This window comes from Streptomyces sp. NRRL S-646, from assembly GCF_000720765.1.
Lineage (GTDB): Bacteria > Actinomycetota > Actinomycetes > Streptomycetales > Streptomycetaceae > Streptomyces.
Map to the genome: position 1 here is coordinate 147,440 of NZ_JODC01000012.1, position 22,150 is coordinate 169,589.

Sequence of the window (22,150 nt, forward strand, 5' to 3'; positions counted from 1 at the left end):
GTCGCCCGCCGGAACCGGCTGGAGTTGACCTGGCGTAGGGGCATGGCCAATGATCCCGGCCATGTCTGCCACTGCCACCTCGTCCCGTCAGGTTTCGCGCCGGGTCTCGGTTGCCGCGTTGCGGTTCGGGCGGTTTGCGGCGATGGGTGTGGTTGCGGTGCTGATTCTGATCGCCGGGGTGTGGGCGTCGTGGCGGACGGCTCCGTATGTGATGCTCACGAAGGGGCGGGAGCGCGGCACGATCGAGGTGGCGCGGTGCGGGAACGATTCGTGTTCGGGTCGCTATACGCCGATTTCACCGGGTTCTTCCGGTCGGGACCGGGTCTTCATCGAGAAGACGGTCGCGGTGCGGAAGGGGCAGACGTACACGGTGGTGGTGAAGCCGGGCAGCGATGAGGTCGTGCGGTCGGGGCCGGCGGGGATCCTTTATGCGTGGGTTCCGTTCGGTGGGGCGTTGTTGCTGGCTTCGGTGGTGGTGGCCGGGGGGCTGGGGCGGACGCGGGCCGGGTGGGTCATGGCGGGGTCGGGGATCGCGTTGCTCACGGCAGCTTTCGTGACTATCTGACGGCTTTTCCCGTTCTCCGTCTTGTGGAGAACCTGAGCGTTGTCTGTTCGTGATTGACCTTGGGTCAGGTCTGGCTGGATGCTGAGCCGCCCCCTCCACATCTTCCCGTCCGTAACTCGAAGATGGACTGCCCCATGCGTACCCTCTCCCGCGCCGGCGCTCTGACCGCCGTCGCCGCGGCGGCGCTGTTCTCGGCGCCTGTTGCCGCTCACGCCACTGCTCCCGGTGACAACGGGACCGTGAAGATCCATGACGCCACCACCGGCGAGGAGCTGAAGCGCAACGAGCCGCACGTCTGCACGTTCTATCTGGACGCGTTCGGTTTCGACGCGGTCCAGCAGGTCGACTGGCACATCGAGGCCTGGGCTCCGACGGCCGGTGTGAAGGGCGAGACGGTGAAGACCGGCGCCATCACGCTCGACTCCGAGGGTCATGGCCGTACGGAGAACCTGTCGCTGTCCGACGGGCACTACAAGCTGTTCTGGAACTTCGACGGTGAGAAGGGTGCCGCCAAGCACAAGGTGTTCTGGACGGACTGCAAGGACTCGGAGGGCGGCGGCAGCGGTTCGACGCCTTCCCCGTCGGCGTCTTCCTCGGCGTCTCCGTCTCCGTCTTCCTCTTCGTCTTCGTCCTCCCCGTCGTCGCCCGGGTCTTCGTCTTCGTCCGGGTCTGCTTCCGCGTCGCCGCAGGGCGGTTCCGGCGGTGACCTGGCCGAGACGGGTAACGGCGCTCCGGTGGGTCTGCTCTCGGGTGTTGCCGCCGCGCTGGTGGCCGGTGGCGGTTACCTGGTGGTGCGTCGCCGCAAGGCCTGATGTACGGCATGAGGGTGCCCCCGGGCTTCGTACGAGCCCGGGGGCACCCTCATGTCCGGGTGGGTGGGGTCAGCCGGTGTTGCGCAGGCCCGCTGCCACGCCGTTGACGGTGAGCAGGAGGGCGCGGGCGAGCAGCGGGTCGGGCTGTTCGTCGGCGGCCGCGGCGTCGCGCTGGCGCTTGAGGAGGGTGACCTGGAGGTAGGAGATCGGGTCCAGGTAGGCGTCGCGGATGGAGAAGGTCTGCTTCAACACCGGGGCGGCGTCGAGGAGTTCGTTCTCCCCGGTCACCTTGAGCACCTCGCTCACGGTGAGTTCGTGCTCGGCCTTGATGGTGTCGAAGACGTGCTTGAGTTCGTCGGGGACGAGGGTGTCGACGTAGTGGGCGGCGATCCGCAGGTCGGTCTTGGCGAGGGTCATCTCGACGTTGGAGATGAAGTTGCGGAAGAAGTGCCACTGTTCGTGCATCTCGTCGAGCACGCCCTCTCCTCCCAATGTTGCAGTCAGGCCCGCCTCGCGCAGGGCCTTCAGGCCGGATCCGACGCCGAACCAGCCGGGGACGATCTGCCGGGACTGGGTCCAGCCGAAGACCCACGGGATGGCACGCAGGCCGTCGAGGGAGACGCCGGAGCCGGGGCGGCGGGAGGGCCGGGAGCCCAGGTGCAGGTCGGCGAGCTGGTCCACCGGCGTCGACGCGAGGAAGTACGTCGGCAGGTCCGGGTCCTCGACGAGGGAGCGGTAGGCGGCGTGGGCGGCGTCGGAGATGACGTCCATGGCCGCGTCCCAGCGGGCGAGGGCCTCGTCGGACTGGCGGGGCGCGGTGTGCAGGGCGGAGGCCTGCAGGGTGGCGGCGACGGTCAGTTCCAGGTTCTCCCTGGCCAGGGAGGGGATGAGGTACTTGTCGGAGATGACCTCGCCCTGTTCGGTGACCTTGATCTCGCCTTCGAGGGTGCCCCAGGGCTGGGCGAGGATCGCGTCGTGGGAGGGGCCGCCGCCGCGTCCGACGGTGCCGCCGCGGCCGTGGAAGAGGCGCAGTCGTACGCCGTAGCGGTGGGCGACGTCGCGCAGGCGGCGCTGGGCGCGGTGGATCTCCCACTGGCTGGTGGTGATGCCGCCGAACTTGGAGGAGTCGGAGTAGCCGAGCATGACCTCCTGGACGTCGCCCCTGAGCGCGACGAGGCGCCGGTAGGACGGGTCGGAGAGCATGTCCTCGAGGATGGTGTCGGCGGCCTTGAGCTCGTCGGTGGTCTCCAGGAGAGGCACGATGCCGATCCTGGCCCAGCCGGCGTGCAGGTCGATCAGTCCGGCCTCGCGGGCGAGGACGGCGGCGGCGAAGACGTCGTCGGCGCCCTGGCACATGGAGATGATGTACGACTCGACGACCTCGGGTCCGAAGACCTCCAGGGCCCGCTTGACGGTCTGGAAGACGCCGAGGGTCTTCTCGCCGGGTGCGTCCACGGGCGCCGGGGTGGGGGCCAGCGGCCGCCTCGACCTGAGCTCCTTGGCGAGGAGCTTGGCGCGGTAGTCGCGGGGCATGTCGTCGTAGCGCCAGGACTCCTCGCCGAGGCGGTCGAAGAGCTGGCCGAGGGCGTGGTGGTGGGCGTCCGCGTGTTCGCGTACGTCCATGGTGGCGAGCTGCAGGCCGAACGCGGCGAGGGTGCGGATGGTGCGGTTCATGCGGCCGTCGGCGAAGAGGCCGCCGCGGTGCTCGCGCAGGGAGGTCTGGATGAGGGTGAGGTCCTGGAGGAGCTCGCCGGTGCCGAGGTAGTCGCGGCCCGTCTCGTGCGGGGTGCCCTTGGCGAGGCGCTGCTTGGTGTTCTCCAGCTTCTGCCGGATGCAGGTGGCCTTGAGGCGGTAGGGCTCCTCGGCGTTGAGGCGCTTGTAGCGGGGACTGATCTCGGGGAGGCGTTCGAGGTCGGCCTGGAGGGACTCCAGGAGCTCGTCCGTGGCGCCGGTGTAGCGGATGGAGTTCGACAGGAAGCCGCGCAGTTCGTCGATGAGCTCCAGGGCGTCGTTGATGCCGTGTTCGTGCTGGAGGATCAGGACGTCCCAGGTGACCTGTGGGGTGACGTTGGGGTTGCCGTCGCGGTCGCCGCCGATCCAGGTGCCGAAGGTGAGGGGGCGGGTGTCGTCGGGGAGCTTGACTCCCACCCGCTCCAGTTCGGCGGTGAGGTCTTCCAGGACGTCGCCGACGGCTCCGGCGTGGAGTTCGTCGAGGTAGTAGATGGCGTTGCGGGCCTCGTCGGCGGGCTCGGGGCGTACGACGCGCAGCTCGTCCGTCTGCCATACGAGGTCGATGTTCTCGGCCAGACGGGTGTCGTAGCGGCGGCGGTCGGCCTCGATGACCGGGGTCTCCAGGAGTGCTGCGATGCGCCGGAGCTTGTTGAGGACCGACCGGCGCGCGGCCTCGGTGGGGTGCGCCGTGAACACGGGGCGGACGTTGAGGTGGCGGACCGTCTGGCGCAGGTGTTCGGGGTCGGCGTCCTTGAGCCGGTCGGCGGTACGGGCCAGCAGGCCGCCCTCGGCGGCGCGCCGTTCGCGCAGTTCGCGGCCGCGGTGGACCTGTTCGGTGACGTTGGCCAGGTGGAAGTAGGTGGAGAAGGCGCGGACCAGCTTGGCTGCGGTCTCCAGTTCGGTGCCGCGCAGCAGTTCGGCGGCGGCCTCTCCGTCCTCGCGGGTGAGGCGGCGGACCTTTTCGACGAGTTCCAGCAGCTCGGGGCCCTCCTGCCTCACGAGGGTCTCGCCGAGGAGGTCTCCCAGCCGCCGGATGTCGGCGCGCAGTTCGCTGCTCGTCGTGGTCTGGTCGTCGGCACTGCTCACAGGTGCGGCTCCTTGCAGTGTTGAAGCTCGTCCGGGAGGGGAACCCGGTGCCCGGGGCCGCGCGGCGGGCGCCGCATACGGCCCTGACATCCGGGAATGAATTCAGAGCGGACCGCGCTGTCCGACCGACTCCAGGATAGGTGTCCATGCGGACGCGCATGATTTTGGGCTCTTGCCGCCGGGCGACTCGCTGCCATACTTACGACGCCGTAGGTTACGGAACCGTAGGGACGGTCGTAACGGAATCCGGGCACGGTTCCGATGGCCACCCCGGCATCACCCTCACAACCCTCGACCCCACAGGGGACGCCCCATGACCACAAGTTCCGATGTGATCGACGACGCCCCGAAAGCGAACAACACCCCGCTCTCGGCAACCCTCGGCGGCGAAAAGAAGGGGTCAGTCGAGCAGCTCGCACTTCTCCTCTTCATCGTCGTCCCCTTCCTGGCGCTCCTCGCGGCGGTCCCGCTGGCCTGGGGCTGGGGCGTGAGCGGGCTCGACCTCGGCCTGATGGTCTTCTTCTACTTCCTCGGCTGCCACGGTGTGACGATCGGCTACCACCGCTATTTCACCCACGGCTCCTTCAAGGCGAAGCGCCCGCTGCGCATCGCACTCGCCGTCGCCGGTTCGCTGGCGGTGGAGGGGCCGCTGGTCCGCTGGGTCGCCGACCACCGCAAGCACCACAAGTTCTCCGACGCGGAGGGCGACCCGCACTCCCCTTGGCGTTTCGGGGAGACGGTTCCGGCGCTGATGAAGGGCCTGTGGTGGGCGCACATCGGCTGGATGTTCGACGAGGAGCGGACGCCTCAGGACAAGTACGCGCCGGATCTGATCAAGGACCCGGCGATCCGTGCGATCTCCCGCCAGTTCATCCTCTGGACCGCGCTGTCCCTGGCCCTGCCGGCGCTGATCGGCGGTCTGGTGACGATGTCCTGGTGGGGTGCGTTCACCGGCTTCTTCTGGGGCTCACTCGTTCGGGTGGCTCTGCTGCACCATGTGACCTGGTCGATCAACTCGATCTGCCATGCGGTCGGCAAGCGGCCCTTCAAGTCGCGTGACAAGTCCGGCAACGTGTGGTGGCTGGCGGTGCTGTCCTGCGGCGAGTCCTGGCACAACCTGCACCACGCCGACCCGACCTCGGCGCGGCACGGTGTGATGCGCGGCCAGGTGGACTCCTCGGCGCGCATCATCCGCTGGTTCGAGGCGTTCGGCTGGGCGTACGACGTGCGCTGGCCGTCACGCTCGCGTATCGATTCACGCCGCAACACCGGCGAGGAAGGCTCTCAGCCCCGGAAGGAGTCGGCGAAGGCGGCATGATTGACGCCGTGGCGACCGACTCCAGCAGCACCCCGACGAATGAGAAGCCGCGGCGAGCGCGGCGCACCCGGATGACGGGGGCCGAGCGCCGTCAGCAGCTGCTCGAGATCGGTCGCACCCTGTTTGCCGCCAAGGGGTTCGAGGGCACGTCGGTGGAGGAGATCGCGGCGAAGGCCGGGGTGTCCAAACCGGTGGTGTACGAGCACTTCGGCGGCAAGGAGGGGCTGTACGCGGTGGTGGTGGACCGTGAGATGCGGCGCCTGCTGGACATGGTGACGAGTTCCCTGACGGCCGGCCACCCCCGTGAGCTCTGCGAGCAGGCGGCGTTCGCGCTCCTGGACTACATCGAGGAGTACACGGACGGTTTCCGCATCCTGGTCCGTGACTCGCCCATCCCGCAGTCGACGGGTTCCTTCGCCTCGTTGATCTCGGACATCGCCACCCAGGTGGAGGACATCCTGGGCCGTGAGTTCAAGTCCCGCGGCTTCGACCCGAAGCTGGCCCCGCTGTACGCGCAGGCCCTGGTCGGCATGGTCGCCCTGACCGGCCAGTGGTGGCTGGACGTGCGCCGTCCGAAGAAGGCGGAGGTCGCGGCGCATCTGGTGAACCTGGCGTGGCACGGCCTTGACGGGCTGGAGGCCAAGCCGCATCTGATCGGGCGCCGGAAGAGCTGACTCCGGCGCCCTGGGGTGCGCCCCGCTCAGTGCTTGAAGGTGTCCTTCCCCTTCTCCTTCGCCTGGCGTGCGTCGCCCTTCATCTGCTCGGCCTTGCCCTTGGTGGTCATGCGCTCGTTGCCGACCGCGCGACCCGTCATTTCCTTGGCCTTGCCCTTCATCTGTTCCTTCTTGCCCCTGACCTTCTCTTCCTTCGCCACGTCTCTCACCCCCTGCAGGGTTCGGTGTCGGTGTCACCTCAGCGGGTGACCTCTGCAGGGCCGCTCAAACAGCGGTCACCGGCTCCAGGAACTCCAGCCGGTTCCCCACGGGGTCCTCGGAGTAGAAGCGCCGATGGCCCGGCAGGTTCCCGTCCCACTCCACCTGCGTCCCGTGAGCCTGCAGCCGGGCGGCGTAACGCTCGATGTCGGTGACCCGCAGCCCGGGGTGGGCCTTCCTCGCGGGCCGACAGTGACATTTTCCGCCTCCGGCGGGGGCCGCCTCGACCCCCAGGTGCAGTTGCACGGCACCCGCCTGGAACCAGCACCCGCCCCGCGCCGCGAGCACATGCGGCTTGGGGATCTCGGTCATCCCGAGGACGTCGACGTAGTACGCCCGCAGCCGGTCCTCGGAGCCGGGCGGTGCGGCGAGCTGGACGTGGTCAATGGCGGTGATCATGGTCAGGCCTCCTTCACGGCCACCGCGAAGAGCCTGCGGAAGGGCAGCACCGTGCCGTACGGCGCGGTCGGGTAGGCCTCGCGCAGCAGGTCCCGGTACTCGGTGACGAAGGCGTCGCGGGCCTCGGGGTCGTCGCCGAGGACGGTGAGGGCGGGGCGCAGGCCGGTGCCCTTGACCCAGTCCAGGACCGGGTCCTCGCCCTGAAGGACGTGGAAGTACGTCGTCTGCCACACGTCGGTCGCGCAGCCGAGGCGGGCGAGGCGGTCGAGGTAGGTGCCGGGGGTGTGGACGGAGTCCTCGTGGCGCAGGACGTCGGCGAGGCGGGGCTTCCAGCGGGGGGTGGCGGCCAGTTCGCGCATCAGGGCGTGCAGCGGGGCGTCGATGTTGTCCGGGACCTGGAAGGCGAAGGTGCCGCCGGGCTTGAGGGCGGCGATCCAGTCGGCGAAGCGGTCGGCGTGACCGGGCACCCAGTGGAGGGTGGCATTGCTGACGATCAGGTCGTACGGCTGTGCGGGCGCCCAGGTCCGTACGTCGGCGGGGGCGAAGTCGAGGCGGCCGCCGCCGGGGGTGGGGCCGGCGTGGTCGACGTGGGCCTTGTCCAGCATCTCGGGCGAGTTGTCGTAGCCGGTGATGTGGGCGGAGGGCCAGCGGTCGGCCAGGAAGACGGTGACGTTGCCCGGGCCGCAGCCCAGGTCGGCAATGCGGGGCGATTGCGTGGGCAGGGCCGGGATGCGGGCGAGGAGATCGGCGAAGGGGCGGGCGCGGTGGCCGGCGTGGCGGAGGTACTGGGTGGGGTCCCAGGTGGGGGTGCTCATGTCTCCTACCTTCCCCGTCCACTTCTCTCGATGTCAAGAGACTTGATGTCAAGAGACTTCACATCGACACAACCACTACACTGATCGTCATGGAGGACGAGGTCGATCGACTGGTCGCAGCGTGGCGCCGGGAGCGTCCGGACCTCGACGTGGAACCGCTCGAGGTGCTCAGCCGGGTGAGCAGACTGGCCCGGCATCTGGACCGGGCCCGCCGGCTGGCCTTCGCCGAGCACAGCCTGGAGCCCTGGGAGTTCGACGTGCTGACGGCGCTCAGGCGCGCGGGCACGCCGTACCAGCTCTCGCCGGGGCAGCTGCTGACGCAGACCCTGGTCACCTCGGGCACGATGACGAACCGCATCGACCGCCTGGCGAAAAAGGGCCTGGTGGAGCGGCTGCCCGACCCGAGCGACCGCCGCGGTGTGCTGGTGCGGCTGACGGACGAGGGCCGGGACCGCGCGGACCAGGCCCTGGCCGGACTGCTCGACCAGGAGCGCGCGATCCTCGCCGAGCTGTCGCGTGCCCAGCGCGGTGAACTCGCAGGGCTGCTACGCCAGCTGACCGCCCCGTTCGACAACATCCCCGGCTAGGCGCTCCGCTGGGAGAGCCGAATGGGTAGTGCCGCGAGGAGTCGTCGGCTGTCTGCGGCTTCGTTGTGGCTGGTCGCTCCCCCACTCTCGACTTCGCTCGAGCGGGGGGACCCCCATCGCGGCGGTAGCCGCAAATCGGCACAGCCCCGCGCCCCTGATACGGCGTTGCCGCCCACCGGCGTTGATCAGGCGCTGCTGCTTTCCACCCGCCAGGGCCGGCCCCTCCCCTACGCCAGCTGACCGCCCCGTTCGACAACATCCCCGGCCAGATCGACCGGCCCCACGCCCGCGCGGCGCGCGAGCGCGACGGCGGCGAGCGTGGAGTGGACGCCCAGCTTGCCCAGGACGTTCTGCATATGGGTGCGGACGGTGTGCGGGGAGAGGAACAGGCGCTCGGCGACGGCCTTGCGCCCCAGCCCGGCGACCATGCACCTGAGCACTTCCCGCTCCCTCGGCGTGAGGGACTCCACCAGCCGCTCGCTCTCGGTGCGGTGCTTGCGCGCGGCCGTCAACTCCCTGAGGACGCCCGTGAGCAGGGCGGGCGGCAGATGTGTCTCGTCGCGCAGGACGCCCCGGATGACATTGAGCAGCCGGGACAGCGAGCAGTCCTTGGCGACCCAGCCGGAGGCCCCGGCCTGCAGGGCGAGCGCGGCACGCCGCGGATCGTCCTTCTCGGCGAGGACGACGATCCGTACGCCGGGCTGCCCGGAACGCACGCCGGCGACCAGCGAGATCCCGTCGACGAGCCCGTCCTCATTGCCTTCCTGGACGGGCACGGCGGGCCGTACGCCCGGCACGTTGCCCCCCAGGTCGGAGTCGACGAGCAGCACGTCGAACCGGCGGCCCTCGGCTGCCGCACGCTCCAGGCTGCGCAGCGCGGCGGGACCGCTGCCGGCCGCGGAGACGTCGACATCGGGCTCGGCCGCAAGAGCGGCGGCGAGCGACTCGGCGAAGATGCGATGGTCGTCGACGACCAGGACTCGGATGCGAACCACGAAACCCCCTTCCCCATGCTCTCCAAGAGCAGGGGATACCCCATTGTCGGGAGACGGCACGGGCGCAGGTACGGCGCCCGAAGCATCCCAGGTCGTCTGTGACCACCTGGGACCGGAACGGCACACCGCACGGCCGCCGCCGTGCGGAACTGCTACCCCCACTTCGGGCGTCGTACCCGACTGTCTCGCCCCCTGATCGGCACCGGCCCCCACCGGTGCTGCTCATCAGGGTACGGCCGGGGGCCGAGAGCGGAAGGTAATTTGCAGAACTGGCTGGCCGGCGCGTTTATCGTGAGCCGCATGTTTCGTCTTGAGACAGAAGTCGACAGGACCCGGCGCGATCTTCTCCGTTCCCGGCTGCGCGACACCAACACAAAGGCCTCCCCCGTGCTGCGCGCCCTGCGCAGAACCCCGGCCGAACGTGAACGTCCGCTCCACGTCTGGGTGTTGGACGAGCAGGACGAGCTGGCCGCCGGCCTGGTGGGCCACACCTGGACGACCTGGCTGCACGTCGCGTATTTGTGGGTCGACGAGCGATGGCGGGGCGCGGGTCTTGGCTCACGGCTGCTGGCGGAGGCGGAACGGATCGCGCACGACGAACGGGGCTGCACATCGGTCCGGCTGGAGACCTGGGACTTCCAGGCGCCGGGGTTCTACAAGAAGCGGGGGTACGAGGTGGTGTGCGTCATCCCCGACTACCCGCCGGGGATCACGGAGTACACCTTGACGAAGCAGCTGGGGTGACACCAATCAGCCCGTCCGGCGTTTGAGGACGAGGCCGTTCAGGCCGAAAGGCGGGGGTCTGGGGGCGGCAGCCCCCAGAGAGGGCTCAGCTCAAGCGCCGCGCACCTGCCGAAGGCACCGCTTCGAACACCCTCGGAGCCGCGTAACCGCCGGAGGCAAATGCCTCCTCGACCGCCTTGGTGATGGTGTCCACGTCGGACGCCTCCGCCAGGACGATCGCCGAGCCGCCGAAGCCGCCGCCGGTCATGCGGGCGCCGAGGGCGCCGGAGGCAAGGGCCGTGTCGACGACCAGGTCCAGTTCGGGGCAGGAGATGCGGAAGTCGTCGCGCAGGGACGCGTGGCCGGCGATCAGAACCGGGCCGATCGCCCGGGTCTCGCCCGCCTCCAGCAGGGCGACGGTCTTCTCCACCCGCTCGTCCTCGGTGACGATGTGGCGGACCAGGCGGACCGCCTCCTCGTCGTCACCGAGACGGGCGAGGGCCGCGTCCAGGTCGGCGTAGGGGACGTCCCGCAGCGCGTCCACGCCCAGCAGCGCCGCGCCCCGCTCGCAGCCCGCGCGGCGCTTGCCGTACTCGCCGTCGCTGTGGGCGTGCTTGACGCGGGTGTCCACGACCAGCAGCCGCATGCCCTCCGCGGCCAGGTCGAAGGGGATCTGCTTCTGGGAGAGGTCGCGGGTGTCGAGGAAGAGTGCGTGGCCCTCCTCGCAGCAGGCGGAGGCCGTCTGGTCCATGATGCCGGTGGGGGCGCCGACGTAGACGTTCTCGGCGCGCTGGCACAGGCGGGCCAACTGCCAGCGCTGCAGGCCCAGTTCGAAGAGGTCGTTCAGTGCGAGGACCACGACCACCTCGAGCGCCGCCGAGGAGGACAGGCCCGCGCCGGACGGGACCGTCGACGACAGGTGGATGTCCGCGCCGGTCACCGCGTGGCCGGCCTCGCGCAGGGCCCAGACGACACCCGCCGGGTAGGCCGTCCAGTTGCGGTCCGACTCCGGGGTCAGGTCGTCGAGGCGCAGCTCCACGACCCCGCCCTCGACGTCCGCCGAGTGCAGGCGCAGGACGCCGTCCGTGCGGCGCGAGACCGCCGCCACCGCCGTGTGCGGCAGCGCGAAGGGCATCACGAAGCCGTCGTTGTAGTCGGTGTGCTCACCGATGAGGTTGACGCGGCCCGGCGCCGACCAGACACCTTCGGGCGCGGCTGCGTAGAGCTCCACGAAACCGTCCCGCACCTGCTGTGCCTGCACTACTGCTCCCTTGCTGTGCTGATGGCCCGCGCGAACTCCCACGCGTCCGCGACGATTCCCGCGAGGTCCGCGCGGGACGGGTTCCAGCCCAGCTTCTCGCGGGCCGTGGCGGCCGAGGCCACCAGGACCGCCGGGTCACCGCCGCGGCGCGGGGCCACGACCTCCGGGATCGGGTGGCCGGTGACCTGCCGGACCGTCTCGATGACCTGGCGGACCGAGAAGCCCTCGCCGTTACCCAGGTTGCAGATGAGGTGCTCGCCCGGGGTGGCGGCCTGCAGCGCGAGCAGGTGGGCGTCGGCGAGGTCCGCGACGTGGATGTAGTCACGGACGCAGGTGCCGTCCGGGGTCGGGTAGTCGTCGCCGAAGACGGAGATCGCGTCCCGCCTGCCCTGCGCGACCTGCAGCACCAGCGGGATCAGGTGCGACTCGGGGTCGTGGCGCTCGCCCTGCTTGCCATAGGCGCCCGCCACGTTGAAGTAGCGCAGGGAGACCGCGCCCAGGCCGTGGGCCGCCGCCTCGCCGGTGATCATGTGGTCGACGGCGAGCTTCGAGGCGCCGTAGGGGTTGGTCGGCGAGGTGGGCGCCGACTCGACGATCGGGACCTCCTTCGGCTCGCCGTACGTGGCCGCCGTGGAGGAGAAGACCAGCTTGCGGACGCCCGCCTCGCGCATCGCGCCGAGCAGCGCCATGGTGCCGGCGACGTTGTTGTCCCAGTACTTCTCGGGCTTCACGACCGACTCGCCGACCTGCGAGAACGCGGCGAAGTGCAGAACCGCGTCGTAGGAGGAGTCCAGCCATTTGGCGGCATCGCGGATGTCGCCCTCGATGAAGGCGGCGCCCGCCGGGACCCCCTCGCGGAAGCCGGTCGACAGGTTGTCGAGGACCGTGACCTCGTGGCCCGCCTCCAGCAGATGCTGGGCGACCACACTGCCCACATAGCCCGCGCCCCCGGTGACCAGGTACTTACCGCTCATCAACTCGCTACCTCTCGCAGTCGCTCGGCCGCGCGCTCCGGCGGCACGTCGTTGATGAACACATTCATGCCGGACTCGGAACCCGCGAGGAACTTCAGCTTGCCGGAGGTTCGGCGGATGGTGAAAAGCTCGAGGTGGAGCGCGAAGTCGTCACGGTTGACGCCCTCGAACTCCTCCAGCGCGCCGAACGGGGCCTGGTGCCAGGCCGCGATGTAGGGCGTGGGCGGTTCACCTTCGCCGAAGATCCGGTCGAAGCGCCTCAAGAGTTCCAGATAGACCTTGGGGAACTCTGTGCGCGCCTCCTCGTCCAGGCCGAGCAGGTCGGGCACACGGCGCTTCGGGTACAGGTGGACCTCGTACGGCCAGTGCGCCGCGTACGGCACGAACGCCAGCCAGTGTTCACCCTCCAGGACGACCCGCTCACCGGCGAGTTCGCTCTCCAGGACGGCGTCGAAGAGGTTCTCCCCGCCCGTCGCCTCCTTGTGCTGGGCGAGCTGGCGCAACATCAGGGCGGTGCGGGGCGTGGTGAACGGGTAGGCGTAGATCTGGCCGTGCGGATGTCCGAGTGTCACGCCGATCTCCGCGCCCCGGTTCTCGAAGCAGAACACCTGCTCCACGGAGGGGAGATGCGACAGCTCGGACGTACGGTCCGTCCAGGCCTCCAGGACCAGCGCCGCCTGCTCCTCGGTGAGGTCGGCGAAGGACGCGTTGTGGTCGGAAGTGAAGCAGACGACCTCGCAGCGGCCCGAGTCGCCGGCCAGGGAGGGGAAGCGGTTCTCGAAGACGACGACGTCGTACGACGAGTCCGGGATCTCGCTCAGCCGGCCGTCCCGGGAGGGGCACAGCGGGCACTCGTCGGCCGGCGGGTGGTAGGTGCGGCCCTGGCGGTGCGAGGCGACGGCGATGGCGTCGCCGAGCAGCGGGTCACGGCGGATCTCGGAGGACGTGACGGTCCGCTCCAGCGGGCGCAGGTCCACCGCGTCGCGCACGTTGTCGTCGCGCAGGTCGTAGTAGATCAACTCGCGACCGTCGGCCAGGCGGGTCGAGGTCTTCTTCACTGCGGACTCCCTATTCGAGCCACATCAATCATCAAACAGAACCAAACACATTGGAACACGCACCCCCCCATCCGTCAACATCACAATCCAACAAAGAGCATCAACGGAAGTGTTCAATTACTGAACACGCAGGCGTAGGTTCCGCTCTGGATCAGTTCACGCGACGAAGCGAGTACTTATGCAAACCCCCACATACCAGGCCATGGAGCTGGCCGCCGAGCTACGACTCCCCACGAACGGGCTCGACTACACGATCCTCGCCATCTACTTCGCCGTCGTCCTCGGCATCGGATTCGCCGCCCGCAGATCGGTGAAGACCAGCCTCGACTTCTTCCTCTCCGGGCGCTCCCTGCCCGCCTGGATCACCGGTCTCGCATTCATCTCGGCCAACCTGGCCGCCACCGAGATCCTGGGCATGGCCGCAAACAGCGCGCAGTACGGCGCCTACACCGTGCACTGGTACTGGATCGGCGCCATCCCCGCCATGGTCTTCCTCGGCCTGGTGATGATGCCCTTCTACTACGGAAGCAAGGTGCGCTCGGTCCCCGAGATGCTGCTGCTCCGTTTCGACAAGTGGGCACATCTGCTCAGTTCGATCCTGTTCGCGTTTGCCGCCATCCTGATCGCCGGTGTGAACCTCTACGCCCTCGCCATCGTCGTCGAGGCGCTGCTGGGCTGGCCGCAGTGGGTGGCCATCGTGGTCGCCGGCGCCTTCGTGCTGGCGTACATCACGCTCGGCGGCCTGTCGTCGGCGATCTACAACGAGGTGCTGCAGTTCTTCGTGATCCTCGCGGCGCTGATCCCGATCGTGGTGCTGGGTCTGAAGAAGGTCGGCGGTTGGGGCGGGCTGACCGACAAGCTCACCGCGACCCACGGCGCGAACTTCACCACGGCGTGGGGAGGCACCGGCATCGGCAGCAGCAACCCGCTCGGCGCCAACTGGCTGACCATCGTGCTCGGCCTCGGTTTCGTGCTGTCCTTCGGCTACTGGACGACGAACTTCGCCGAGGTGCAGCGCGCCCTGTCCGCGAAGAACCTCTCCGCAGGGCAGCGCACCCCGCTGATCGCCGCGTACCCGAAGATCTTCATCGTGTTCCTGGTGATGATCCCGGGTCTGGTCGCCGCCGCGATCGTGCCGGGCTTCGGCACCTCCAAGTCCGGCTACCAGTACAACGACGCCATCCCCTACCTGATGCAGGAACTGCTGCCCAACGGCGTCCTCGGCATCGCCGTGACCGGACTGCTCGCCGCGTTCATGGCGGGCATGGCGGCCAACGTGTCGTCCTTCAACACCGTGTTCACCAACGACATCTGGGCCCGGTACGTGATCAAGGGCCGCGAGGACGGCTACTACGTCCGCTTCGGCCGCCTGATCACGGTGGTCGGCGTCTGCGCCTCGGTCGGCACGGCCTTCCTGGCCTCGTCGTTCTCGAACATCATGAGCTACCTCCAGACGCTGTTCTCCTTCTTCAACGTGCCGATGTTCGTCGTCTTCATCGTCGGCATGTTCTGGAAGCGCGCGTCCGCGAGGTCCGGCTTCTGGGGTCTGCTCGCGGGCACCGTGGCCGCGATGGTGAACTACTTCGTGATCTACAAGAGGGGCATCATCGACATCCCCTCCGACCAGGGCGCCAACTTCGTCTCCGCGATCGTCGGCTTCGTCGCCGGCGCGGTGGTGATGGTGGTCGTGTCCCTGTTCACCCGGCCCAAGCCGGCCGAGGAACTCCAGGGCCTGGTCTACGGCACCACCTCGCCCGGCATGTCCGAGCCGCCCGCCGCCGGAGACGACGCCTGGTACCGCCGGCCGGCCCTGCTGGGCTGGGGCGCGGTCGTCCTCGCAGCCGCCTGCTACATCCCGTTCTCGTTCTGAACGCGGGAGGATTGAAGAGTCATGTCTGAGTACTCCGGTTACTCCGAGAAGGACGTCCAGCGCGAGGTCACCGAGCTGCAGTCGCAGTCCGCTACCGCGGCCCGCATTTTTGACCTGCGGCGCATCATCGGCGGGCTGTTCGTGCTGTACGGGATCATCGTGACGATCGCCGGGATCACCGACGGTCAGGCCGCGATCGACAAGGCGCAGGGCGTCAACATCAATCTGTGGACCGGGATCGGGATGCTGCTGCTTGGCATCTTCTTCCTGGTGTGGCTGAGGCTGCGGCCGACGCCTCCGCCTGTGCCTCCGGCGGAGGAGCAGGCGGAATAGCGCCGTTGGATCCACGGTTGTGTGCCGTCCGCGGGTGCGTGGGGGCTGGTCGCGCACACGCGGCGGTAGCCGCACATCGACACAGCCCCGCGCCCCTGACGGCGCCTACGGCGCCTGGTCCGGGGCCGAGTTCACCGGCCCCGCCCGGTCCAGCAAGCCCGTCCGTGCCGCCAGGGCCGCTGCCTCCAGGCGGGAGCCCACGCCCAGTTTCATCAGCACCCTCTGCACATGGGTGCGCGCGGTGCTCGGGGCGATGCCCATGCCGGCCGCTATCAGGCGGGTGTCCTCGCCGTCGGCGACCCTGACCAGGACCTCGACCTCCCTCGGGGTGAGCATCTGGAGCAGGCGCTGGCCCTCGTCGTCCGGTTGGGCGGCGGGGTTGAGGAGTTCGCTGAAGGCTCCCTGGAGGAGCTGCGGGGCCACGGCCGCCTCGCCCGCCCTCGCCTTCATGATGGCGCGTTCGACGCCCTCTATGCGCTCGTCATGGCGTACGTAGCCCGAGGCGCCGGCGGCGAAGGCGGCGGCTATGCCGCGCGGGCTCGGCACCGGGCCCAGGACCAGGACCGCCACCTGCGGACGCTCCCGTTTGATCTTCACCACCGGGTCGAAGATGCCCGGCTCGGCCGGTGTGGCCGTACCCAGGAGGCACACCTCCGGAGCCCGGGTGATCACCAGCTCCGCCGCGCCCGCGGCAGGCGCCGCCGCGGCGAGCACCCGGTGCCCCCGCAGCTTCAACGCCGAGGCCAGCGCCTCGGCGAGCAGTCGGTGGTCGTCGACCACCATGAGCCGCACTCCCATCGAGCAACCCCCCAGTCCCCCCGATGGATCACCATGGATGCCGCACTATGGATGCCCACCGGTCCGCGCGGACAGGAGCCCCCTCCCGGCTCCCCCGCTCTTCATGCCCCCGGAAGCTACACGCTTGTTCGACATTGCGCTCCCCCTACCGGTGAGAAGTGCCCCTGATCGACGGAATTTCTGGCTTTCCACGCATTCGAGGGTGATGGGCGGTACGCGCACGGCCCCGCCCCTGACCAGGGACGGGGCCGTGGCCGCCGAGCAGTGGTTCAGCCGCCGGCGCCCAGCGCGAGCGCGAGGACCCTCTCTCCCGAGGCGGAACTCGTCAACTTGTCGGCGAACTTGCCGGCCAGGTACAGGTGGCCCTGCGAGTAGAGGATCTCGGAGTAGTCGGGCGACATGGCGCCCTCCAGATCCCGCACCGACCCCGCCGCCGGGTTCTCCAGCAGCTTGGTCTCCTTGAAGGAGCCGCCGTCGATGCTGACGACCTGGCCGCCCTTGTCGTACGGAGGGTGCTTGTACGCGATCACGTTGCCTCCGTCCATGCGCAGCGGGGTGATCGTGTAGCCGTCGCCGGCGTCGGCGCGCTGGCCGTTCTGCTTGCCGGTGGCCAGGTCGAACGCGACGATCTCGTTGGTCTGGCTGTAGTTCTCGGTGCCGTCGTGCTCCTCGGTGGGCAGGTACAGCCTGCCGTTGCCGACCGCGACACCGGTGCAGTGCTCCAGCTCGGAGATCGCGTCGCACTTGGCCGCGTAGTCCTTGCCCGGCGCCGAGATCCGGGTGATGAGCTTGCCGGTCTTGTTGTCGATGGAGAAGAAGTCCGAGATCTCACTGCCGTCACCCGCACTGTGGCCGACGTCGGCTGCCACGACCAGCGGGTTCGTCGACACGACAGCGGCGTACTCGATACCCGTGGCCAGCTTGTACTCCGAGATCGTCTCCCCGGACTGCGGGTCGATGGTCTGGATGTGCAGCTGCGGATCGTTGAACGAGCCGCACTTCAGCACCGCGACCAGCTTCTCGCCGCCGCCGTACCCGGCGTCGATGCAGGTGTCCTTGGGCTTCGGGGCCCACAGCTGCCGGCCGCCGGAGAGGTCGAAGGCGACGCCTCCGTAGTCGCCGCCCGCGGCGACCGTGTTCGCGCTGACGGTGACGTTCTCGAAGGTCATCGCCCGGCCGCCGGAGCCCAGCGCCTTCGTCCACAGCTTCCTGCCCGCGTCCAGGTCGATCGCGGCGACCTGGCTGCACCCCTCCGACCTGCCCTTCGGCGGCATCCTGGGCTGGAAGACGACGGCGGTCCGGTCGTCGTCGGTGGTGTGCGTGCTGACCGTGCAGACCGGGCCGGGCAGCTTGATCGTCCACAGCTTGCTGCCCTTGTCGCGGTCGTACGCGGTGATCTCGGCGACGCCGCTCTTCACATACGCCTTGTCCGTGAGCCACGAACCGGAGACGACGGTGGTGTCGTCGACCTGGGGCATCGGGACCTTGAACAGCAGCTGCGAGCCGGTGTGGGCGGGCACCTTCTCCTCGCCCTTGGCCGTGCTGCCGCCGGCGCCTCCGGTGTCGCCGCCCCCGGTGCCGCCACTGGAGCTCGCAGTGTCGTTCTTGCCGTCGTCCTTGCCGGACGAGGCGTACCAGACTCCGCCGGCGACGAGCAGGGCGACGGCGAGGACCGCCGCGAGGATGATCACCCCCTGCGCGCTGCCCTTGCGCCCGCCGCCGGGCTGCCCGGTCTGCGCGTACGGCGGCGCGGGCGGCTGCGGGTAGCCGTAACCGGGCTGCTGGCCGTAGGGGTTCGGCGGCTGCCCGTAGGGCGGTGCGGGCTGAAGGTAGGGGTTGGGCTGCTGTGGCGGCAGGCCCTGGGGTGCCTGGGGCGGTTGAGGCGCCTGCGGGTAGCCGTACCCGGGCTGCTGCGGAGCCTGCGGTGCCTGGGGATAGCCGTATCCCGGCTGCTGCGGGGGTGGCTGGGGCGGGCGCTGGTCCTGGGGCGGGCCGAAGCCGCCCTGCTGCGGGGGCTGTTGGGGTGGCGGGGGCTGGGTCATGGCGTGGGTACCTCGTGAGCGGGCGGCGGGGACGACGGGGCCTGGGGAGAGGTCACTTGCCGTAGGCGAGCATCAACTTGCCCTTCGAGTCGTCGTTTCCGCTGATCCGGGTGGGCGAGAGGTAGAAGCGTCCGTCGACCCAGTCGAAGGCCTTGGTGAAGACGGCGCTCTCCAGGCCCGCCGTGCTCTGCGGGTTCTGCAGCAGCTTCACCGGCGTGTGACCGGAGCCGCCCGTCGCGATCGACACGATCTGGCCGCCCGCGTCGTACGACGGCTGCACATAGGCGATGAGCCTGCCGCCCTCCACCTTGACCGGCAGCATCGACTCGTCCGCCGGGGACTTGACGCGCCACTTCTCCTTGCCGCTCGCGAGGTTGATCGCGACGATCTCGTTCGGCCCGGTGGTCGCATCGGTCGGCAGATAGAGGGTGTTAGCGTCCGCCGTCACGCCCTTGCAGCCCTGCAGGTCACGTTCGAGGAGCGCCCAGCCGCACTGGGGGGCGAAGTTCTCGTCGAAGCCGACCTGGGAGCGGAACTTGCCGTGCGCGTCGAAGGTCGAGATGTTCCAGGCCTTCTTGTCCTGGTTGGTGCTGTAGACGACGAGCGGGTCGACGGAGTACGTCCGCGCGACCGACCAGCCCTTGTCGAACTTCTGCGTCCATTTGACCCTGCCGGTCGCGGGGTCGAGCTCCTGGATCTCGTCGTGCTCGTTCGGCTCGCTGGCGGAGCAGGTCGCGACGGAGATCAGCCTGCTGCCGCCGGCGAAGGCGGTAGGGAAGCAGGCGCTGCCGTACTTCTTCTTGTCGAACAGCTTCTTTCCGCTGTCGATGTCGTACGCCACCCCGGACTGCGAGCGGCCCACCAGCACCGTCCGGCCGCTGATGGACAGGGAGATGTTGAGGGTGCTGTCGAACAGCGCGCCCTCGGGCAGCGTGCCGCTCCAGCCCTTGTCGCCGGTGCCCAGGTCGAGTTGCTGGAGCTGGTTGCACTTGGCGCGCTGGCCGGTGCCGCTCTCGTACGCCACCACGATCTTGTCGTCGGCCGACTTCTGCGGGGTGACCGCGCAGATCTTCTGCGGGAAGGTGACGGTGTCCCAGGCCGGACTGCCGTCGGCCACGTCGTAGGCGAAGACCTGCTTGTACGCCGCCTTCACGGCCGCCTTGTCGGTGATCCACATGCCGGGAGCCTCGGCACCCGCACCGGGCGCGTCCGGGGGCGACTTGTACCAGAGCACCTTCGCCTCGCCCGTCCTGCGGCGCGAGTTGAAGCCCTGCGGGTCGGAACCGCCGCCGCTGCCACCGGAGCCGCCCGAGCCGGACGCGGTGGGCTTGGCGTCGCCGCTCTGTTCGGCGACCGGCTTCTTGTCGTCGTCTCCCCCGCTCGTCACGGCGTAGACGGTGCCGCCGATGACGGCCAGCGCGGCGACGGCCGCCGCGATCACGAGGCCCGGCTTCCCCTTGAAGGGGTTGCCGGAGCCGGGCGGCGGGGTGCCGGGCGCGCCGGGGTACTGGGGCTGCGGCGGATAGCCGTAACCGGGCTGCGCGCCGTAAGGGCCGGGCTGCTGCGGTTGGCCGTACGGACCGGGCTGGCCGTACGGACCGGGTTGGCCGTAGGGGCCGGGCTGTTGGGGATAAGCGACCGGCTGGCCGTACGGGCCCGGCTGCTGAGGTGGCTGCGGCGCCTGCGGTGCCTGGGGGTAGCCGTAGCCGGGCTGCGGTGGGGGCGGCGGGCCCTGGGGTGGTGGGGGCGGCGGGGCCCCGAATCCGCCCTGCGGCGGCTGGTTGGGCGGCTGGGTCATCAGCGCGTTCCCCCGTTCAGTCACTGATTTTTAGCCACGCCCTGAGGTGCGCAAAAGACTCAGAGTCGTACTCAGAAAGTTCTCAGACGGCTCTTTGTACCACTCGCGACTGACAACGCACCGGGCCGGTTCAGCCCCTGTTCCCAAGGGAGAACCGGCCCGTGACGCCGTCGTTATGAGCCTTCACGCAGCTTTCACGCGTCTTCGGCGAGTTCCAGCCAGCGCAGCTCCAGGTCCTCGCGCTCGCCCGCCAAGTCCCGCAGCTGGGCGTCGAGTTCGGCCACCTTGGCGAAGTCGGTGGCGTTCTCGGCGATCTGGGCGTGCAGCTTGGTCTCCCTCTCGGAGACCTTGTCCAACTGCCGCTCGATCTTCTGGAGTTCCTTCTTCGCGGCGCGCTGGTCGGCGGCGCTCTTCTCGGCGGCGGGCCTGGCCGCGACGGGCGACGCGGCCGCGACCGCCTCCTCCATCTTCTGCCGCCGCTCCAGGTACTCGTCGATGCCGCGCGGCAGCATCCGCAGCGTGGCGTCGCCGAGCAGCGCGAACACGCGGTCGGTGGTGCGCTCGACGAAGAACCGGTCGTGGGAGATGACGATCATCGAGCCGGGCCAGCCGTCGAGGACGTCCTCCAGCTGGGTCAGGGTCTCGATGTCGAGGTCGTTGGTGGGCTCGTCGAGGAAGAGGACGTTGGGCTCGTCCATGAGCAGGCGCAGCAGCTGCAGGCGGCGGCGCTCACCGCCGGACAGGTCGCCGACGGGCGTCCACTGCTTCTCCTTGTTGAAGCCGAACGTCTCGCACAGCTGCCCGGCGGTCATCTCCCGCCCCTTGCCGAGGTCGACCCGCTCGCGCACCTGCTGCACGGCCTCCAGGACCCGCAGGTTCGGGTTGAGTTCGGCGACCTCCTGGGAGAGGTAGGCGAGCTTGACGGTCTTGCCGACGGCGACCCGCCCGCCGACGGGCTGTGTCTCGCCCTCGGTCCGTGCCGCCTCGGCCATGGCCCGCAGCAGGGAGGTCTTGCCCGCGCCGTTCACGCCCACCAGGCCGATACGGTCGCCGGGGCCGAGCTGCCAGGTGACGTGCTTGAGCAGCACCTTGGGTCCGGCCTGCACGGTGACGTCTTCCAGGTCGAAGACGGTCTTCCCGAGCCGGGTGGAGGCGAACTTCATCAGCTCGCTGGTGTCGCGGGGCGGCGGTACGTCCTTGATGAGCTCGTTGGCGGCCTCGACGCGGAAGCGGGGCTTCGACGTACGGGCGGGGGCGCCGCGCCGCAGCCACGCCAGCTCCTTACGGACCAGGTTCTGCCGCTTGACCTCCTCGGTGGCGGCGATGCGCTCACGCTCGGCACGCGCGAAGACGTAGTCGGAGTAGCCGCCCTCGTACTCGTAGACATCGCCCTTCTGCACGTCCCACATGCGCGTGCAGACCTGGTCGAGGAACCACCGGTCGTGCGTCACGCACACCAGGGCGGAGCGGCGCTCGCGCAGATGGCGGGCGAGCCAGGAGATGCCCTCGACGTCGAGGTGGTTGGTGGGCTCGTCGAGGACGATCAGGTCCTGTTCCTCGATGAGCAGCTTGGCGAGCGCGATACGGCGCCGCTCGCCGCCGGAGAGCGGCGCGATGACGGTGTCGAGCCCCTGCGGGAAGCCGGGCAGGTCGAGGCCGCCGAACAGGCCGGTGAGCACGTCCCGGATCTTGGCGTTGCCCGCCCACTCGTGGTCTTCCATGTCCCGGATGACCTCGTGGCGCACGGTGGCGTTCGGGTCGAGGGAGTCGTGCTGGGTGAGGACGCCGAGGCGGAGCCCGCCGGAGTGGGTGACCCGCCCGGTGTCGGCCTCCTCCAGCTTGGCCAGCATCCGGATCAGGGTGGTCTTGCCGTCGCCGTTACGCCCCACCACCCCGATCCGGTCGCCTTCGGAGACGCCGAGGGACACGCCGTCGAGGAGGGCACGAGTGCCGTACACCTTGCTGACGTTCTCGACATTGACCAGATTGACGGCCATTACGCTCCTGCCCAGAGGGCTGTTCGACATGCGGCTCCGCCGCGGGGGTCAGCCTC

20 protein-coding genes are annotated in these 22,150 nt (G+C 69.5%); 8 read left to right on the plus strand and 12 right to left on the minus strand.

Annotated features, from left to right (window positions below):
* Positions 1-49: 49 nt before the first annotated feature.
* Positions 50-565, plus strand: a complete 516-nt coding sequence (locus IH68_RS0131775) for a hypothetical protein (protein ID WP_030941865.1) — start codon at positions 50-52, stop codon at positions 563-565.
* Between the two features lie 134 nt (positions 566-699).
* Positions 700-1,377: an LPXTG cell wall anchor domain-containing protein gene (locus IH68_RS0131780; protein ID WP_030941867.1), complete on the plus strand. Its 678-nt coding sequence runs from the start codon at positions 700-702 to the stop codon at positions 1,375-1,377.
* 69 nt (positions 1,378-1,446) lie between these two features.
* Here the strand turns inward: IH68_RS0131780 and ppc are convergent, their stop codons facing one another.
* Positions 1,447-4,194: a phosphoenolpyruvate carboxylase gene (gene ppc / locus IH68_RS0131785; protein ID WP_030941869.1), complete on the minus strand. Its 2,748-nt coding sequence runs from the start codon at positions 4,192-4,194 to the stop codon at positions 1,447-1,449.
* A gap of 313 nt (positions 4,195-4,507) precedes the next feature.
* Here ppc and IH68_RS0131790 point away from each other — a divergent pair, with 313 nt between their 5' ends.
* Both IH68_RS0131790 and IH68_RS0131795 read left to right on the plus strand, forming a co-directional pair.
* Entirely contained in the window at positions 4,508-5,512 is a 1,005-nt protein-coding gene (locus IH68_RS0131790; RefSeq protein ID WP_030941871.1) for an acyl-CoA desaturase, read from the plus strand.
* Positions 5,509-6,186, plus strand: coding sequence for a TetR/AcrR family transcriptional regulator (locus tag IH68_RS0131795; protein WP_030941872.1), 678 nt, complete (start codon positions 5,509-5,511; stop codon positions 6,184-6,186). The genes IH68_RS0131790 and IH68_RS0131795 overlap by 4 nt, the downstream gene beginning before the upstream one ends.
* Positions 6,187-6,212: 26 nt before the next feature.
* On the opposite strand, the gene IH68_RS53740 is transcribed toward IH68_RS0131795, so the two are convergent.
* The 3 genes from IH68_RS53740 to IH68_RS0131810 form a co-directional block, all read right to left on the minus strand.
* Positions 6,213-6,386, minus strand: coding sequence for a CsbD family protein (locus tag IH68_RS53740; RefSeq protein WP_078912697.1), 174 nt, complete (start codon positions 6,384-6,386; stop codon positions 6,213-6,215).
* Between the two features lie 64 nt (positions 6,387-6,450).
* Positions 6,451-6,843: a VOC family protein gene (locus IH68_RS0131805; RefSeq protein ID WP_030941874.1), complete on the minus strand. Its 393-nt coding sequence runs from the start codon at positions 6,841-6,843 to the stop codon at positions 6,451-6,453.
* A gap of 2 nt (positions 6,844-6,845) precedes the next feature.
* A complete protein-coding gene (locus IH68_RS0131810; protein ID WP_030941876.1) occupies positions 6,846-7,658 on the minus strand; it encodes a trans-aconitate 2-methyltransferase in 813 nt (270 codons plus the stop codon).
* Positions 7,659-7,747: 89 nt separating this feature from the next.
* Here IH68_RS0131810 and tamR point away from each other — a divergent pair, with 89 nt between their 5' ends.
* Positions 7,748-8,245 (plus strand): MarR family transcriptional regulator TamR, encoded by a 498-nt coding sequence (gene tamR, locus IH68_RS0131815; RefSeq protein WP_030941878.1) that lies wholly within the window; start codon positions 7,748-7,750, stop codon positions 8,243-8,245.
* 227 nt (positions 8,246-8,472) lie between these two features.
* On the opposite strand, the gene IH68_RS0131820 is transcribed toward tamR, so the two are convergent.
* Positions 8,473-9,240 carry a LuxR C-terminal-related transcriptional regulator gene (locus IH68_RS0131820; RefSeq protein ID WP_030941880.1) on the minus strand — a complete coding sequence of 256 codons (768 nt, stop codon included), beginning with the start codon at positions 9,238-9,240 and terminating at the stop codon, positions 8,473-8,475.
* A gap of 288 nt (positions 9,241-9,528) precedes the next feature.
* Here IH68_RS0131820 and IH68_RS0131825 point away from each other — a divergent pair, with 288 nt between their 5' ends.
* The gene (locus IH68_RS0131825) at positions 9,529-9,984 is read left to right on the plus strand and encodes a GNAT family N-acetyltransferase (protein WP_030941882.1); all 456 of its coding nucleotides are present in this window, start codon (positions 9,529-9,531) and stop codon (positions 9,982-9,984) included.
* 85 nt (positions 9,985-10,069) lie between these two features.
* Here the strand turns inward: IH68_RS0131825 and galK are convergent, their stop codons facing one another.
* The 3 genes from galK to galT are packed head-to-tail and all read right to left on the minus strand — an operon-like array spanning position 10,070 to position 13,256.
* The gene (galK, locus tag IH68_RS0131830) at positions 10,070-11,224 is read right to left on the minus strand and encodes a galactokinase (protein WP_030941884.1); all 1,155 of its coding nucleotides are present in this window, start codon (positions 11,222-11,224) and stop codon (positions 10,070-10,072) included.
* Positions 11,224-12,198: a UDP-glucose 4-epimerase GalE gene (gene galE / locus IH68_RS0131835; RefSeq protein ID WP_030941886.1), complete on the minus strand. Its 975-nt coding sequence runs from the start codon at positions 12,196-12,198 to the stop codon at positions 11,224-11,226. The genes galK and galE overlap by 1 nt, the downstream gene beginning before the upstream one ends.
* Complete coding sequence (gene galT, locus IH68_RS0131840; protein WP_030941888.1) at positions 12,198-13,256, minus strand: galactose-1-phosphate uridylyltransferase; 1,059 nt, start codon at positions 13,254-13,256, stop codon at positions 12,198-12,200. The genes galE and galT overlap by 1 nt, the downstream gene beginning before the upstream one ends.
* A 178-nt stretch (positions 13,257-13,434) precedes the next feature.
* On the opposite strand from galT, the gene IH68_RS0131845 reads away from it, so the two are divergent.
* Positions 13,435-15,126 (plus strand): sodium:solute symporter family protein, encoded by a 1,692-nt coding sequence (locus tag IH68_RS0131845; RefSeq protein WP_030941890.1) that lies wholly within the window; start codon positions 13,435-13,437, stop codon positions 15,124-15,126.
* 21 nt (positions 15,127-15,147) lie between these two features.
* Positions 15,148-15,459: a hypothetical protein gene (locus IH68_RS0131850; RefSeq protein WP_030941892.1), complete on the plus strand. Its 312-nt coding sequence runs from the start codon at positions 15,148-15,150 to the stop codon at positions 15,457-15,459.
* Between the two features lie 105 nt (positions 15,460-15,564).
* On the opposite strand, the gene IH68_RS0131855 is transcribed toward IH68_RS0131850, so the two are convergent.
* The 4 genes from IH68_RS0131855 to IH68_RS0131870 all read right to left on the minus strand — a co-directional run bounded on the left by IH68_RS0131855 (position 15,565) and on the right by IH68_RS0131870 (position 22,094).
* Positions 15,565-16,257, minus strand: a complete 693-nt coding sequence (locus tag IH68_RS0131855) for a helix-turn-helix transcriptional regulator (protein WP_030941894.1) — start codon at positions 16,255-16,257, stop codon at positions 15,565-15,567.
* 269 nt (positions 16,258-16,526) lie between these two features.
* Entirely contained in the window at positions 16,527-18,299 is a 1,773-nt protein-coding gene (locus tag IH68_RS0131860; RefSeq protein WP_030941896.1) for a PQQ-binding-like beta-propeller repeat protein, read from the minus strand.
* A 52-nt stretch (positions 18,300-18,351) separates the two neighbouring features.
* The gene (locus IH68_RS0131865; RefSeq protein WP_030941898.1) at positions 18,352-20,097 is read right to left on the minus strand and encodes a PQQ-binding-like beta-propeller repeat protein; all 1,746 of its coding nucleotides are present in this window, start codon (positions 20,095-20,097) and stop codon (positions 18,352-18,354) included.
* Positions 20,098-20,291: 194 nt separating this feature from the next.
* Positions 20,292-22,094 (minus strand): ABC-F family ATP-binding cassette domain-containing protein, encoded by a 1,803-nt coding sequence (locus IH68_RS0131870; RefSeq protein WP_030941900.1) that lies wholly within the window; start codon positions 22,092-22,094, stop codon positions 20,292-20,294.
* Positions 22,095-22,150: the final 56 nt, after the last annotated feature.

What these genes read in the sequence shown, in the direction of transcription:
- IH68_RS0131775 (WP_030941865.1), top strand. Translation starts at nt 50, where the DNA reads ATGATCCCGGCCATGTCTGCCACTGCCACCTCGTCCCGTCAGGTTTCG.
- IH68_RS0131780 (WP_030941867.1), top strand. Translation starts at nt 700, where the DNA reads ATGCGTACCCTCTCCCGCGCCGGCGCTCTGACCGCCGTCGCCGCGGCG.
- IH68_RS0131790 (WP_030941871.1), top strand. Translation starts at nt 4,508, where the DNA reads ATGACCACAAGTTCCGATGTGATCGACGACGCCCCGAAAGCGAACAAC.
- IH68_RS0131795 (WP_030941872.1), top strand. Translation starts at nt 5,509, where the DNA reads ATGATTGACGCCGTGGCGACCGACTCCAGCAGCACCCCGACGAATGAG.
- IH68_RS0131805 (WP_030941874.1), bottom strand. Translation starts at nt 6,843, where the DNA reads ATGATCACCGCCATTGACCACGTCCAGCTCGCCGCACCGCCCGGCTCC.
- IH68_RS0131810 (WP_030941876.1), bottom strand. Translation starts at nt 7,658, where the DNA reads ATGAGCACCCCCACCTGGGACCCCACCCAGTACCTCCGCCACGCCGGC.
- tamR (WP_030941878.1), top strand. Translation starts at nt 7,748, where the DNA reads ATGGAGGACGAGGTCGATCGACTGGTCGCAGCGTGGCGCCGGGAGCGT.
- galE (WP_030941886.1), bottom strand. Translation starts at nt 12,198, where the DNA reads ATGAGCGGTAAGTACCTGGTCACCGGGGGCGCGGGCTATGTGGGCAGT.
- IH68_RS0131845 (WP_030941890.1), top strand. Translation starts at nt 13,435, where the DNA reads ATGCAAACCCCCACATACCAGGCCATGGAGCTGGCCGCCGAGCTACGA.
- IH68_RS0131850 (WP_030941892.1), top strand. Translation starts at nt 15,148, where the DNA reads ATGTCTGAGTACTCCGGTTACTCCGAGAAGGACGTCCAGCGCGAGGTC.
- IH68_RS0131855 (WP_030941894.1), bottom strand. Translation starts at nt 16,257, where the DNA reads ATGGGAGTGCGGCTCATGGTGGTCGACGACCACCGACTGCTCGCCGAG.
- IH68_RS0131860 (WP_030941896.1), bottom strand. Translation starts at nt 18,299, where the DNA reads ATGACCCAGCCCCCGCCACCCCAACAGCCCCCGCAGCAGGGCGGCTTC.
- IH68_RS0131865 (WP_030941898.1), bottom strand. Translation starts at nt 20,097, where the DNA reads ATGACCCAGCCGCCCAACCAGCCGCCGCAGGGCGGATTCGGGGCCCCG.
- IH68_RS0131870 (WP_030941900.1), bottom strand. Translation starts at nt 22,094, where the DNA reads ATGGCCGTCAATCTGGTCAATGTCGAGAACGTCAGCAAGGTGTACGGC.